This is a genomic window from Mesorhizobium sp. SEMIA396, assembly GCF_024518615.1.
Lineage (GTDB): Bacteria > Pseudomonadota > Alphaproteobacteria > Rhizobiales > Rhizobiaceae > Mesorhizobium.
The window spans coordinates 234,450-249,644 of record NZ_JANIFC010000008.1; the positions used below are offsets into that span (position 1 = coordinate 234,450).

Annotated in this window: 12 protein-coding genes; 1 reads left to right on the plus strand and 11 read right to left on the minus strand. The window is 62.8% G+C overall.

The features are described 5' to 3' along the window. Window positions 1-88: 88 nt before the first annotated feature. The 10 genes from pyc to NP503_RS20590 all read right to left on the minus strand — a co-directional run bounded on the left by pyc (window position 89) and on the right by NP503_RS20590 (window position 13,918). Window positions 89-3,547: a pyruvate carboxylase gene (gene pyc, locus NP503_RS20545; protein WP_127270380.1), complete on the minus strand. Its 3,459-nt coding sequence runs from the start codon at window positions 3,545-3,547 to the stop codon at window positions 89-91. 284 nt (window positions 3,548-3,831) lie between these two features. Further along, a complete protein-coding gene (locus NP503_RS20550; RefSeq protein ID WP_027037229.1) occupies window positions 3,832-4,950 on the minus strand; it encodes a branched-chain amino acid ABC transporter substrate-binding protein in 1,119 nt (372 codons plus the stop codon). A gap of 137 nt (window positions 4,951-5,087) precedes the next feature. Then, a complete protein-coding gene (locus NP503_RS20555) occupies window positions 5,088-5,435 on the minus strand; it encodes a DUF6867 family protein (RefSeq protein ID WP_023811804.1) in 348 nt (115 codons plus the stop codon). Window positions 5,436-5,547: 112 nt separating this feature from the next. Further along, complete coding sequence (locus NP503_RS20560; RefSeq protein WP_027037230.1) at window positions 5,548-6,276, minus strand: ABC transporter ATP-binding protein; 729 nt, start codon at window positions 6,274-6,276, stop codon at window positions 5,548-5,550. Next, entirely contained in the window at window positions 6,276-7,844 is a 1,569-nt protein-coding gene (locus NP503_RS20565) for an ATP-binding cassette domain-containing protein (protein WP_127267455.1), read from the minus strand. The genes NP503_RS20560 and NP503_RS20565 overlap by 1 nt, the downstream gene beginning before the upstream one ends. Beyond that, window positions 7,844-9,439 carry a high-affinity branched-chain amino acid ABC transporter permease LivM gene (gene livM / locus NP503_RS20570; RefSeq protein ID WP_127267456.1) on the minus strand — a complete coding sequence of 532 codons (1,596 nt, stop codon included), beginning with the start codon at window positions 9,437-9,439 and terminating at the stop codon, window positions 7,844-7,846. The genes NP503_RS20565 and livM overlap by 1 nt, the downstream gene beginning before the upstream one ends. Before the next feature lie 4 nt (window positions 9,440-9,443). After that, window positions 9,444-10,346, minus strand: a complete 903-nt coding sequence (locus NP503_RS20575; protein ID WP_127267457.1) for a branched-chain amino acid ABC transporter permease — start codon at window positions 10,344-10,346, stop codon at window positions 9,444-9,446. A 334-nt stretch (window positions 10,347-10,680) separates the two neighbouring features. Continuing rightward, on the minus strand, window positions 10,681-11,682 hold the full coding sequence (locus NP503_RS20580) for a 4-hydroxyproline epimerase (protein ID WP_127267458.1): 1,002 nt from the start codon (window positions 11,680-11,682) through the stop codon (window positions 10,681-10,683). Window positions 11,683-11,713: 31 nt separating this feature from the next. Then, window positions 11,714-12,964, minus strand: a complete 1,251-nt coding sequence (locus tag NP503_RS20585; protein WP_164748659.1) for an FAD-binding oxidoreductase — start codon at window positions 12,962-12,964, stop codon at window positions 11,714-11,716. A gap of 60 nt (window positions 12,965-13,024) precedes the next feature. Continuing rightward, entirely contained in the window at window positions 13,025-13,918 is an 894-nt protein-coding gene (locus NP503_RS20590) for a dihydrodipicolinate synthase family protein (RefSeq protein WP_127268694.1), read from the minus strand. A gap of 111 nt (window positions 13,919-14,029) precedes the next feature. Here NP503_RS20590 and NP503_RS20595 point away from each other — a divergent pair, with 111 nt between their 5' ends. Then, window positions 14,030-14,680 (plus strand): GntR family transcriptional regulator, encoded by a 651-nt coding sequence (locus NP503_RS20595; RefSeq protein ID WP_236383238.1) that lies wholly within the window; start codon window positions 14,030-14,032, stop codon window positions 14,678-14,680. Window positions 14,681-14,776: 96 nt separating this feature from the next. Here the strand turns inward: NP503_RS20595 and NP503_RS20600 are convergent, their stop codons facing one another. Continuing rightward, complete coding sequence (locus tag NP503_RS20600; protein WP_127268692.1) at window positions 14,777-15,034, minus strand: hypothetical protein; 258 nt, start codon at window positions 15,032-15,034, stop codon at window positions 14,777-14,779. Window positions 15,035-15,195 lie beyond the last annotated feature (161 nt).

Below are 15,195 nucleotides of genomic sequence, written 5' to 3' on the forward strand. Positions count from 1 at the left end.
CCCGACCGGCGGCGGCGGGTCAAGCCGTTATCGACCAAGCCACAAGGGGCTGCCGCCAGAAGCCGACAGCCAGTCCGTTTTGCGAACTCTAATTGAAAGCGATCAGCAGATCCTTGGCATCGATCTGGTCGCCTGCCTTGACCAGCACCTCGGCGACCGTGCCGTCGCGCTCGGCATGCAGCGCCGTCTCCATCTTCATCGCTTCGATGGAAAGCAGCACGTCACCGGCCTTCACAGCCTGGCCGGCAGCCACCGAAAGCGCCGAGACGACGCCCGGCATCGGTGCGCCGACATGCGCCTCGTTGCCGGGTTCGGCCTTGCGGCGGGCCTTGGCGGCGGACGCGCCATGCGCCCGGTCGGGCACCTTGACACGACGCGGCTGGCCGTTGAGCTCGAAGAACACGGTGACCATGCCCTTCTCGTCGACATCGCCGATGGCCAGGCAGCGCACCACCAGCGTCTTGCCCTTCTCGATGTCGACGAAGATCTCGTCTTCCGGCTTCATGCCGTAGAAATAGGTCGGCGTCGGCAGGACGCTGACCGGCCCATAGGTTTCCTGCGCGCCGGCGAAATCCGTGAACACCTTCGGATACATCAGCCACGAGGCGAATTCGAACTCCGACAGCTTGCGCTCGAGCTTCTCCTCGATTTCCTTGCGGTTGGCCTTGAGGTCGGCTGGCTTGAGCAGTGAGCCGGGCCGCACCGTGATCGGCTTGTCGCCCTTCAGCGCCTTCCTCTGCAGCGCCGTCGGCCACCCGCCTGGCGACTGGCCAAGATCGCCGCGCAGCATCGAGACGACCGAGTCCGGAAAGGCGATATCCTTGTCCGGGTTTTCGACATCGGCAACGGTCAGGTCCTGGCTGACCATCATCAATGCCATGTCGCCGACGACCTTGGAGGACGGCGTCACCTTGACGATGTCGCCGAACATCAGATTGACGTCGTGATAGGTCTGCGCCACCTCGTGCCAGCGCGTCTCCAGTCCGAGCGAGCGCGCCTGTTCCTTCAGATTGGTGAACTGCCCGCCCGGCATCTCGTGCAGATAGACTTCCGAGGCCGGCCCCTTGAGGTCGCTTTCAAAGGCGGCGTACTGGTTGCGCACCGCTTCCCAGTAGAACGAGATTTTCCTGATCCATTGCGGGTCGAGACCGGGGTCGCGTTCGGTGCCCTTCAGCGCCTCGACGAGCGAGCCAAGGCATGGCTGCGAGGTGTTGCCGGAGAAAGCATCCATCGCCGCGTCTATGGCGTCGACGCCGCTTTCCACCGCCGCCAGCACCGTCGCCGCCGACAGGCCCGACGTGTCGTGGGTGTGGAAATGGATCGGCAGGTCGGTCGCCTCGCGCAGCTCCTTGAACAGCACGCGTGCCGCCGCCGGCTTCAACAGTCCGGCCATGTCCTTGACGGCAATGATGTGGGCGCCGGCCGCCTGCAATTCCCTGGCCAGGCCGACATAGTATTTGAGGTCGTATTTCGCCCGCGCCGGATCGAGGATGTCGCCGGTATAGCAGATCGCCGCTTCGATCAGCTTGCCCTCGGCGCCGACCGCATCCATGGCGACGCGCATGTTGTCGACCCAGTTCAGGCAATCGAAGACCCGGAACAGGTCGATGCCACCGCTTGCTGCCTGCTTGACGAAATGCTGCACGACATTGTCGGGATAGTTGGTGTAGCCGACGCCATTGGCGCCGCGCAGCAGCATCTGCAACAGCAGATTGGGCGCCGCCTCGCGCACCAGCGACAGCCGCTCCCACGGATCCTCGGTGAGGAACCGCATGGCGACGTCGAAGGTGGCGCCGCCCCAGCATTCCAGCGATAGAAGCTGCGGCAAGGCACGCGCATAGGTACCGGCGATGCCGGCAATGTCATGCGTGCGCATGCGGGTGGCGAGCAACGACTGATGGCCATCGCGCATCGTCGTGTCGGTGACCAGCACCTCTTTCTGGTCGCGCATCCAGGCGGCGAACTTCTCCGGCCCGAGCACATCCAGCTTCTGCTTGCTGCCGCCGGGCACATTGCCGTTGAGGTAAGGCACCACGGGTGCGGCCGCATCGGCCTTCGGCTGCGGCCGGCCGCGCGTCTCGGGATGGCCGTTGACGCTGACGTCGGCGAGATAGTTGATGAGCTTGGTGGCGCGGTCCTGGCGCTTGACCTGCTGGAACAGTTCCGGCGTCGTGTCGATGAACTTGGTCGTGTAGGAATTGTCGGCGAAGCTCGGGTGGTTGATAATCGCTTCGAGGAAGGTCAGGTTGGTGGCGACGCCGCGGATGCGGAACTCGCGCAGCGCCCGGTTCATGCGGGCGATGGTCTCGGCCGGCGTCGGCGCCCACGCCGTCACCTTCTCCAGCAGCGGATCGTAGAAGCGGGTGATGACAGCGCCCGAATAGGCGGTGCCGCCATCGAGGCGGATGCCGAAGCCTGTTGCGCCGCGATAGGCGGTGATGCGGCCGTAGTCGGGGATGAAATTGTGTTCGGGATCTTCCGTGGTGATGCGGCACTGCAGCGCGTGGCCGTTCAGCCTTATGTCCTTCTGCGCCGGCACGCCTGATTCCGGTGTGCCGATGGCAAAGCCGTCGAGGATGTGGATCTGCGCCTTGACGATATCGATGCCGGTCACCTGCTCGGTGACGGTGTGCTCGACCTGGATGCGCGGATTGACCTCGATGAAATAGAATTTGCCGGTGTCGGCATCCTGCAGGAACTCGACCGTGCCGGCGCCGATATAACTGGTCTCGCGGGCGATCTTCAGCGCATGGCCGCAAAGCTCCTCGCGCTGCGACATTTCGAGATAGGGCGCCGGCGCCCGCTCGACGACCTTCTGGTTGCGGCGCTGGATCGAACAGTCGCGCTCGAACAGGTGCACCGCATTGCCACGGGTGTCGCCCAGCACCTGCACCTCGACATGGCGGGCGCGTTCGATCAGCTTTTCAAGATAGACCTCGTCCTTGCCGAAGGCGGCTTTCGCCTCGCGCTTGCCCTCGGTGACTTCACGGGCAAGGTCGGCTTCGGCGCGGATGGCGCGCATGCCGCGGCCGCCGCCGCCCCATGACGCCTTCAGCATCACCGGATAGCCGATTCCCTTGGCCAGTTTCTTGACCGCCTCCATGTCATCCGGCAACGGATCGGTGGCGGGGATCACCGGCACCCCGACCTCGATGGCGAGATTGCGCGCCGCGACCTTGTTGCCGAGCCGCCGCATTGTGTCCGGCTTCGGCCCGATGAAGGTAATGCCGGCTTCGGCACAGGCGTCGGCGAATTCGGGACTTTCCGACAACAATCCGTAGCCGGGATGAATAGCATCGGCACCCGACAGCCTGGCGACGCGGATCACCTCCTCGATCGACAGATAGCTTTCGATCGGCCCCATGTCCCGGGTCAGATGCGGCCCGCGTCCGACCTGGTAGCTCTCGTCGGCCTTGAAGCGATGCAGGGAGTATTTGTCTTCCTCGGCCCAGATCGCCACGGTTTTGAGGCCGAGTTCGTTGGCCGCGCGAAAAACGCGAATGGCGATTTCGGACCGGTTGGCGACGAGGATCTTCGTGATGGCCAAGGACTGGGCTCCAGCAACGGAAGGAAGAGAAATCGGCGCAATGATTAGCGTGAAAATGCTGCAGTGCAAACAAAATTGACGTGCGTTTAAACCGATTGAAATGGAATCATTGCGCCAGAAGCCCTTCGCATTCATCCGAACAGCAAGAAAAGCGCCGGCTTTGCAGTTAGCGCACGATCATTCACCGGCTAAGAACCCGGCTCTATCGGCCGCCCCCCGTGATGGCAAAAGAAAATGCCCGGCGCGAGCGCCGGGCATCGTAGATGGTCTGGAGACTGACGAGCTTACATCTTCTGGATGTAGGTGTACTTGCCGTCGTCGCCCTTCTTCCATTCGTACATGACGTAGCCGGGCAGCGTCGGGTCGCCCTTGGCGTCATAGGACAGGTCGCCGAGCACGGTCTTGAACGGGCCGTTTTCATGCAGCGCCTTGGCAACTGCCTGCGGATCGTTCGACTTGGCAGCGGTGGCTGCCGCGGCGATCGCCTGCATGGCTGCGTAGGAGTAGAGCGTGTAGGCTTCCGGTTCGAAACCCTGCGCGCGGAACTTCTCGACGAGTTCCTTGTTGGCGGGGATCAGGCGCGGATCCGGACCGAACGTGTTGAGCGTGCCCGCAACCGCGTCGCCCGCGATCGAAGCCAACTCGTTCGACACGATGCCGTCGCCGGAGACCAGCGTCGCCTTGAGGCCCTGGTCGGCGGCCTGGCGGATGATCAGGCCGGCTTCGGTGTGCAGGCCGCCCCAATAGATGATGGAAACGCCGGCTTCCTTCATCTTGGCGATCAGCGCCGAGAAGTCCTTGTCGCCGACATTGATGCCTTCGTACATGACTTCCGTCAGGCCCTTGGCATTCATCGCCTTCTTGGTTTCGTCGGCAAGGCCCTGACCGTAGGTGGTCTTGTCGTGCACGACGGCGATCTTGGCATCCTTGAAGTTGGCGGCCAGATAAGCGCCGGCAATGCTGCCCTGCTGGTCATCGCGTCCGCAGGTGCGGAACACGTTCCACAGGCCGCGTTCGGTGAACTGCGGGTTGGTTGCGGCCGGCGTCACTTCGACGATGCCGTTCTCGGCATAGACTTCCGAGGCCGGGATCGAGACGCCGGAGTTGAAGTGACCGACCACGAACTTGACGCCGTCGCCGACGAACTTGTTGGCGACCGAGATGCCCTGCTTCGGATCGGAAACGTCGTCGCCGACTTCGAGCTTGATCTGCTCGCCATTGATGCCGCCAGCCGCATTGATGTCGGCGACAGCAGCTTCGGCACCCTTCTGCAACTGCGCGCCGAAGGCGGCATTCGGACCGGTGATCGGGCCAGCGACGCCGACCATTACGTCAGCCCACGCGGCACCGCCGAACGCGACGAGCGCGGTCAGGGCGACGGCGGACAAAAGTGACTTTTTCATTTAAACGCTCCCATTAACGGAGTGGGCGTGGATGAAGCTTTCATGCGATGCCCACCCTTATCGCAGAAAGCATAGTTTGCCGATTTTCAGGCACTTGTCACGCCGATTCAATTTCGAGACGGCGTTAATGATGAACGTCAACCTTTCGGTTTCCAGCTCAAGAGTGAAGCTCTTTCGTAGAGCCAATTATACTGTGTCACCATCTGGTTGGTGCGCGTGTATTGGTAGCCGACGAAGCCGAGGATCATCAGCACGATGGTGTCGACGACATAATAGTGCAGCGAGAACATGGTGCCGCCGAACAGCGCGTGATGGATGAAGCGGATCGCGATGCCGAGGCCCAGCATATAGGCGAACAGCTGGATGAAGCTGCGCCACGTCTGAGCACTGGCCTTGCCCGTCATCCACGCCGCCCAGCCGCCGAGCAGACAGGTGACGAAGAAGAACTGCCAGATCGAGGGTTCCTCGTAAAGAATGCCCTGCATGGTGAAGTCTCCTTAGCATGACCCCGAAAAGTTGCGGACTTTCCGGACTAAGATCATGCGACAAACAAACAATCTGGAGCGGAATGGCGGATGCACGCATTCCGCTCCGAACTCAGTGGTGTCCGCCTTCGAGATAGGCGGCGCGCACTTCCGGATTGGCGAGCAGTTCCTTGCCGGTGCCGCTCATCGTCACATTGCCATTGACCATGACGTAGCCGCGCGTGGCGAGCTTGAGCGCGCCGAAGGCGTTCTGCTCGACCAGGAACACGGTCAGCCCTTGGGTGCGGTTCAGTTCGCGGATGGCGTCGAATATCTGCTTGACGATCAGCGGCGCGAGACCCAGCGACGGCTCGTCGAGCAAAAGCAGCTTCGGCCGTGCCATCAGCGCGCGTCCGATCGACAGCATCTGCTGCTCACCGCCCGACAGCGTGCCGCCGCGCTGGGTGATGCGCTCTTTCAAACGCGGGAACAGCGTGAACACCTTCTCGACGTCCTCGTCATAGTGCTTGAGGTTGTCGAGGCTGGCGCCCATCTGCAGGTTTTCCATCACCGTCATGCGCGGAAATATCCGCCGGCCCTCGGGCGACTGGGCAATGCGCATGCGCGCGATCTCGTGCGTCGGCATCTGGGTGATGTCGGTGCCGGCAAAGGTGATGGTGCCGGCGCGAGCCCGCGGCGCGCCGAAAATAGTCATCATCAGCGTCGACTTGCCGGCGCCGTTGGCACCGATCAGCGCCACGATCTCACCTTGGTTGACGGTGACATCGACGCCGTTCAGCGCCCGGATGTTGCCGTAATAGGTCTGCACGCCCTTGATATCGAGCAGTGTTGTCGCGGCCATCACTTGCCCCCTCCGCGCTTGCCCGCCACGGGCTTGGCAGCGGTCTTGCTCCCGGTCTTTCCGGTGGCTGCCTTTGCAGTCTTTGCGGAAGCATGGCTTGTCGCCACCTTGCCCGCATCGACGCGGCGCGAGAATTCCGTGTCCTTGCCCTGGCCGAGCAGCCTGGCCTGTTTGACCCATTCCTCGCGCGCGATACGTCCGTCAAAGGCGAGATAGGCTTCGGCGGCCTCGACGTCGGCCTTTTTCCAGGCGCCGATCTGGTCGAAATGGAAGATGCCGTGATCGTTGAGCTTCTTCTCGTTGACCGTGCCGATGCCCTTGATGCGGGTCAAATTATCGGCCTTGCCGCCGCGAGGTGCCGCCAGCCGGTTGGAGATCTCTCCAGCCTTTGCCGGGGCCTTGGCTGCCGGCTTGGCCGACGCGGTCGACGTCGCCGCCGCGCCGGTTGCCGCCTTTGAAGCCGCTTTCGGAGCAGGCTTTGCCTTCGCTGCCGGCACGGCTGCCAGCGAGGCTGCCTTGTTTGCCGCGGCGAGCGACCTGGCGTCAACCTGACCGGCCTTTGACGCTCCCTTGGCCACCGTAACCCGCTCGCCCGAACTATGGCCGACCGTGTCGGTCACCGGCCCGGCGAGATAGGACGACGATGTTCCCGGACCATGCGCGGCATCCGGCCCTGTATCGAGCTGTTCGATGACATCTTCGTCGCCGACTTCGGTAAGGACCGCTTCGACTTCCTCGTCGTCGACGCCGAGATAGGCGGCGATGACGCGCGGGTCGGTGCGCACCGACTGCGGACTGCCGTCGGAGATCTTCCGGCCGTACTCCAGCACCACGACATGGTCGGAGATCTGCATGACCACCGACATGTCGTGCTCGATCAACAGGATCGAGGTACCGGATGTGTTCTTGATGTCGATCAGCAGCTCGTTCAGCGCCGCCGATTCCTTCGGATTGAGGCCGGCCGCCGGCTCGTCGAGGCACAGAAGCTCGGGTCCCGTGCACATGGCGCGAGCGATCTCGAGGCGGCGCTGCGCGCCATAGGGCAGGTCGCCGGCCGGGTCGTCGGCACGGTCGACAAGATCGGCCTTTTCCAGCCAATGCTTGGCGAGTTCCACCGATTCGGCCGAGGCCTTGCGATAGCCGCTGAAGCCGAAAAGGCCGAGGACCGTGTAGCCCGATGCCTTCATCAGTTTGTTGTGCTGGGCGACCAGCAGGTTCTCCAGCAGGGTCATGCCGGAGAACAGCCGAATGTTCTGGAAGGTGCGCGCCACCTTGGCGCGCGCCGGGATTTCATGGTTGGGCAGCCGCTCGAGCAGGAAGGTCGAACCATCGTTCCGGTTGAGCGTGATCATGCCTTCCGACGGCTTGTAAAAGCCGGTGATGCAGTTGAACACCGTGGTCTTGCCGGCGCCGTTGGGGCCGATCAGCGCGGTGATCTCGCCGCGCTTGGCGGCGAAAGACAGATCGCCGATGGCCACCAGGCCACCGAACTTCATCGACAGATGATCGACCTGCAGGATAGCGTCGTTCGCGCCTGAATTGGCCTTCTGAACAGGGTTCGCATTCATCAGCCGTGTCCTTCCTTGGTGAAGGAGCTTGAGACAGCCTTTCGCTCCTTCAGGAAGGCGGTTGGTTCACGACTGCCGACGAAGCCGCGCGGCTTCCACAGCATGACGATGACCATGGCCATGCCGAACAGAAGCATGCGGTAGAGTTCCGGTGTGAAGTCGGGCCCGAAGACCTGCTTGAGGAAGTCGAGTTCGCGCAATGCCTCGGTGCCGCCGATCATCACCATTGCGGCGACCGCGATGCCGACCAGCGAACCCATGCCGCCGAGAACGACGATGGCCAGGATGATGGCCGATTCCAGGAAGACGAAGGATTCCGGGCTGACGAAGCCCTGCCGTGCGGCGAAGAACGCGCCGGCGAAGCCGCCGAACATCGCACCCGTGGCGAAGGCTGTGAGCTTCGTGGTGGTGGTGTTGATACCGAGCGAGCGGCAGGCGATCTCGTCCTCCCGCAACGCTTCCCAGGCACGGCCGACCGGCATGCGCCGCAGCCGGATGGTGACGAAGGCTGTCAGCAGCGCCAGCGCCAGGATCAGGTAATAGAGGAAGATCTTGTAGTAGGCGCTCGAGGTCGCGAGATTCAGCACCTTGGCGATGTAATTGGGGTCCGACACGTTGAAGGTCATCAGGCCGAAGAAGGTGACCTTCGGGATGCCGGAAATACCGGCCGAACCGTTGGTGACCTCGCGCCAGTTGATCAGCACCAGGCGGATGATCTCACCGAAAGCCAAGGTGACGATCGCCAGATAGTCGCCGCGCAGGCGCAGCACCGGGAAGCCGAGCAGCACGCCCCAGAAGGCGGCCATGGCGCCGGCGGCCGGCAAAAGGATCCAGAACGACAGGCCGTACTGCGTGCCGAGCAGCGCATAGGCATAGGCGCCGACCGCGTAGAAGGCGACATAACCGAGGTCGAGCAGGCCGGCGAGGCCGACGACGATGTTCAGGCCCCAGGCCAGCATCACATAGATCAGGATCTGGATGCCGAAATTGTCGACCCATTTCAGCGAGCCTTGCAGCCCGCCGACGAACGACCAGGACATCAGCGACAGGATCGCCACCACCAGGATCGGATAGAGGATCAGCGCGGCAATGCCGAGTTTGGTGAAGTTGGCGTGAATGAAACCGCGGAAGTAATAGATCACGCAGGCCAGCACGTAGATGATTGCCAGGGCGCGCAGGAACTGCAGATAGCCGGCCGGCACGGCTCCCACCCATCCGACGAGAGAGCTGTTGACCGCAAACAACACCACCGCCGCGACCAAGGCCACGATGAAGGCCGGCAACTGGAAGAAACGCGACGCCACGCTGGCCGGCAGCAGACCGGTGGCGATGTCGGTGATCTTCTGGTTGGCGAGGAAGGGCTGGCCATAAGCGACATAGAGGAAGCGCCCGATGGCCGTGGCGATCACCACGGCGGCAAGCAGGCCCCAGCGCGTCGTCAGGACCAGTTCGTTAGAAATGTTCTGGCCGGTCTTCAGGCCGATGAACAGCACGAACAGGCCAAACGATATGGCAGCGGCATAAAGTGACTCGCGCAACGCGCGCTGCATAGGCGTGGCGACGGTGTCGCGCTCCGGAGATACGGTGACGGCCATGGTCTCAGACCTTTTCGACTTCTGGCCGGCCCAATATGCCGGAAGGCAGGAAGATCAGCACGATGGCCAGGATCGAGAACGCCGCGACGTCCTTGTAGTCGATCGAGAAATATGCCGACCACATGCTCTCGATGAAGCCGATCATCAGCCCGCCGAGCACAGCACCCGGCAACGAACCAATGCCGCCCAGCACCGCCGCCGTGAAGGCCTTCACGCCCGGCGTGAAGCCATCCGAGAAGGCAATGACGCCGTAATACATCAGGAACAAAGTGCCGGCGACCGCGGCAAGGGCCGCACCCATGATGAAGGTGATCGAGATCGTGCGGTCGACATCGATGCCGAGCAGCGCCGCCATCTTGCGGTCCTGCTCACAGGCCCGTTGCGCTCGCCCGAGCGAGGTCTTGTTGACCAGATACCAGAACAGCGCCAGCAGCAGCGCCGTGACGACGACGATGATGATCTGCTTCAGCGACACGCTGATGCCGTTGATGTTGTAAACCTGGCTGACCATCGGCGGGATCGGCTTGTTGCGGGGACCCTGCGTCACCTGGACGAAGTTCGACAGCGCGATCGACATGCCGATGGCGGTGATCAGCGGGGCCAGTCGGAACGAACCGCGCAGCGGCCGGTACGCGACTTTTTCAATCGTCCAGTTGTAGAGGCTGGTGAGCAGCATCGCCACGATCATCATGACCAGCAGCGCCAGCACAACCGGCACTGAATAGAACAGCGCGCCAAGGGCGAGGAAGACGATCAGTGCTGTGAAGGCACCCACCATGAAGATGTCGCCATGGGCGAAATTGATCATGCCGATGATGCCGTAGACCATCGTGTAGCCGATCGCGATCAGCCCATAGATCGATCCCAGCGTCAGCCCGTTGATAAGCTGCTGGACAAAGTACTGCATGTGTACATGGCTCCCCTGGAATGTCGCCCATGCAGACGCATTCCTTTTCGTATTTCCCCTAGTCGTAAAGTTTCGAGCCCGGATTGCAACGTCATTTTTCAATCGTCATGCGTGTTTTCGAAGCACGCTGTCCGATTGCCCGTTTTCCATCATCCGGCCCCTGGACTATCGCGGACCCTACCATTGGCATAACGCAATGTCTTTGACGATTCGACTGCATCATGCGCTCCGTTTCGAAGAAATCGCCGTCAAAATTAGGTGATGAAAGGAATCCTTGCGTTTTTGGCACGATCCGTTTTTCAAGCCCTCGCTTTCCGCAAGGTCAGGATTCCCATCACTTGACAACAAATCCATGCGCGAACGGGTCGCGGTCGTCGATGAAGATGGTGTTCAGTCCGGTCATCCGCGCCCAGCCGCCGATAGAGGGAATGATGGCCGGTTTGCCGGCCACGGTGACATCTTTTTCGACCTTGCCCTTGAACAGCGAACCGATGATCGATTCATGGACGAAGCTGTCGCCGGCCTTGAGTTTGCCCTTGGCATGAAGCTGCGCCATGCGCGCCGAGGTGCCGGTGCCGCAGGGCGAGCGGTCGATCGCCTTGTCGCCGTAGAACACGGCATTGCGGGCATCCGCCCCATCCACCGTCGGAGCACCGGTCCACAGCATGTGCGACAGCCGGTTGATGCCCGGGTTCTCAGGATGGACGAAGGAATATTTCTCGTTGAGCCGCTGGCGCACCACCGGGCTCCAGGCGATGAAGTCGCCCGCCGAATAATCGGCCATGTCGCGATAGTTCTTCTGCGGTTCGACGATGGCGTAGAAGTTGCCGCCATAGGCGACGTCGACGGTGATTTCGCCGAGCCAAGGGCATTCAATTGTCAGCCCCTCGGCATGGAGGAAGGACGGCACATTGGTGATGCGCACCTCCTCGACATAGTCGCCGACCTGTTTGTATTCAGCGATGACAAGTCCGGCCGGCGTGTCGAGCCGAAGCACGCCCGGCGTCTTCGGCTTGATCAGACCGTGCTCGATCGCCATCGTCACCGTGCCGATGGTGCCATGGCCGCACATCGGCAGGCAGCCGGAGGTTTCGATGAACAGGATGGCGATGTCGCAATCCTCGCGCGTCGGCGGATAGAGGATCGAACCGGACATCACGTCGTGGCCGCGCGGCTCGAACATCAGGCCGGTGCGGATCCAGTCATACTCGGCCAGAAAATGCGCACGCCGCTCCATCATCGTCGCGCCCTGCAGCAGCGGGCCGCCCCCAGCGACCAGCCGCACCGGATTGCCGCAGGTGTGGCCGTCTATGCAGAAGAAGGATTTCTTGGCCATGACGCTCCTCGAAAATCAAAACCCGAAAATATCAAAATCGTTGCGGACTGAAGGGGGCCAGTTCGATCGGTGGAGTCTGCCCCAGGACAAGATCCCTGATCAACCGTCCGGTGGCCGCCGCCTGGGTCAGGCCGAGATGGCCATGGCCGAAGGCATAGACCACCGACCGCCTTCCCGGCGCGCCGCCGATGACGGGCACTGAATCCGGCAGCGAGGGGCGGAACCCCATCCATTCGCGCCCACCCGAGGGATCGAGCCCCGGCAGGAATTTCTGCGCCTTCTGCAGCAGCGCCTTAGACCTGGCATAATTGGGCCGCCGCTCGATGCCGCCGAGTTCGACGGCGCCACCGACACGCAGGCCCGTTGCGAGCGGCGTGACGACGAAGCCATGGCCGGAGAAGATCAGCATCCGCTTCACGTCGAAGGCACTCGTCGGCAACGTAGTGTTATAGCCGCGCTCGGTCTCCAGCGGAATGCGATCGCCGAGTTGCTTCGCCAGCAGATGCGACCATGCGCCTGCTGCGACGACGAGGTGTCGCGCCTGTCTGGTCGTGCCGTCTGCCAATGTCAGCGTCGCACCATCCTGATCCGCCGCGACTTGGCCGATCCGGGCCATCTCAAAGCGGGCACCCTTGCTTTGTGCGTAGGCCCACACCGCCTTGCCCAGCAGTTTCGGGTCGGCGACCGTCTTCCATCCCGGCACGAACGTGCCTTTGATGAAGCGCGGCGACAGCCCCGGCTGCAAGGCGGCCAGCTCCTCGCCCTCGACATGGCGGAAACCGATGCCGAAACGCTCACGCGCCGCCCAGCCGGGCAGCCCGGCCTGGAACTCGGCTTCGCTTTCATAGAGCTCGAGCGAGCCATCCTCGCGCAGCATCGACCGCGTGCCGGAGCGATCGAGCAGGCCCATCCACTCCGCCTCGGCGAGCTTCATCATGCCCGCCTGAGCAGCAAGGCTCACCTCGTATTTTCCCAGCGCACCGGCGCGCCAGAAGCGGACCAGCCAGGGCAGAAGCTTCGGCAGATAGGCGGGCGGAATGCTGAGCGGGCCAAGCGGATCGGCCAGCCATTTCGGCAGCTGCCGGATCATGCCCTTGTGGGCCAGCGGCAGCACATCGGAAAAGGCAAAGGCGGCGGCGTTGCCGGAGCTCGTCTCCTCGCAAATGCCTGTGCGGTCGAAGACGGTGACCCGGCGTCCGGCCTCGGCGAGAGACGCAGCGGCACAGATGCCGATGATGCCGCCACCGATGATGGCGATGTCGATTGGAACATCGCTATTCATCGTTGTACGTCACCCCCTGCATGCATGTCCCAGTCTCCGCCCCGCTCGCTTCATACCAGCTCAGAACTGCGGCAGCTTCGGCCGCACGGCGAGCGCATCCTTGACGATCTTCTCGACAGCCTTGCGGCGCTCGCCAGACAGCGGCTGCCGCGGCATGCGAACGCGGTCATTTGTGTTGATCGCGAACACTTCGGCAAGCTTGATGTTTTGGACCAGGTAAGTCGAGACATCGAGATCGAGCAGCGGCCGGAACCAGCGGTAGATGGCGAGCGCCTCCTCGCGGCGGCCCTGCTTCATCAGCTGGAAGATGGCGACGGTCTCGCGCGGGAAGGCTGTGACCAGTCCCGCCACCCAGCCGATGGCGCCGACCGAGAGCGCCTCGAAGGCCAGATTGTCGACGCCGGTGAACAGGTCGTAGCGAGTGCCCAGGCGATTGATGATCTCGGTCGAACGACGGATGTCGTCGGAGGATTCCTTGATCGCGACAAAGCGCTTGTCCGACGCTAGCTCCTCCATCTGGTCGACGGTGACGTCGACGCGGTAGGCAAGCCGGTTGGAGTAGATCATGACCGGCAGGTCGCCCGCCTGCGCGACCGCGCGCAGCGCCGCGACCGTCTCTTCCGCATTGGTGTGGTAGATCGGGCTCGGCACGACCATGAGGCCATTGGCGCCTTCTTTGGCGGCGCGCTTGGCGATGCTGGCCGCCTCGCGTGTGCCGGCCTCGTTGACGGTCAGCAGCACCGGCTTCTTGCCGGCGACCTTCTGTGCGGTCTTCAGCACCTCGATCTTCTCGTCGGGCGACAGCATCGGCCCCTCGCCGAGCGATCCGCAGACGATGATGCCGTCGCAGCCGGCCTCCATCTGCAGGCTGAAGCAGCGCTCCATCTCGGCATGATCGAGACGATCATCCGCGGTGAATTTGGTCGTGACGGCAGGGAAAACTCCGGTCCACATGATCATCTCTCCATCTGATATATCAGCGGTATATCTATTAACAAACCCGCTGTCAATGCGGATTCCGTTATGATATATTCAAGATATATCAGGAGAGCGCATTTGATATCCATGGCAGCAAGCCTCCCGGCAGAGCCGGCCGCGACCAGGGCCTACCATGTGCTCGAGCACATGATCGTCACGCTCGAACTGGCCCCGGCAAGCTTCGTCACCGAGGGCGCTCTGATCGACAGGCTCGGGCTTGGCAGGACACCGGTGCGCGAAGCGATCCAGCGGCTGGCATGGGAAGGGCTGCTCGACGTCAGGCCGCGCGCCGGCATCGCCATCGCCCCGCTCCATCCCGGCGACTGGTTGCGCGTCCTCGATGCGCGTCGCGGCGTCGAGGTGGTGCTCGCCCGCTCGGCCGCCCGCTTCGTCACCCGCGAAGCCGCCGACCTGTTTCACGAAGCAGCGCTTGCCATGCAGAAGGCGGTGATCTCGGGTAATGTGCTTGCCTTCATCCAGGCCGACAAGGCACTCGACGAAGCGCTGGCGCTGGCTGCCGACAATCCCTTCGCCGCCCGTCTGGCCGCCCCCTTGCAGACCCATAGCCGCCGCTTCTGGTTCCGCTACAAGGCCGAGACCGGCCTTGCCGAATCCGCCGAGCACCATGTCGCGCTGATCCGCTCGATCCTTGCCGGCGACGAGGAGGCCGCGGCCAAGGATGCCAAACGCCTGATGGCGCTACTGCGCGGCCACGCGGAGACGGCCGCCACGCGCTGAACGTCCTTTTATATCCGGTGCGCTTTCGTCGCCGGCGCTTCCTCGAAGCTCGGGTCAAGTCCCGGGCAAGGCAGCCGCCGCCATCAACGGACCGTCTCAGCCTTCGCCTGCCGTGATGACGCAGCTCTGACCATGCGTGTCGGTGGCAAGAATTGTCCAGGTGCCCTGGTCGGAGACGAATATCTCAAGAATCAGGCTCGGGTTGACCAGGCCGCGCGCCGCCTCGCTTTCGTGGAATTTTTCGCCGAGCGCTTTGATCATATCCGCACGGGCCGCGCATTGCGCCGCCAGCGCCGGGACGGCGGGAAACGCAGAAATTGCCACGAAAAATAGCGTTGCCACAAGACGGGTCATCTGACACCTCCTTGCGCCAGACGATGTCCCCGAAGCTGTCGCCAGCGCCGTTGCTTGATCTGCCGTACCTCCTTGCGGCAGGACTGCAGACCAAGACGGCAGAGGCCTACTTGGTTCCATCACATTAGCGTTCAAGCGGATAGGGTCGCGGCCGGATTGCA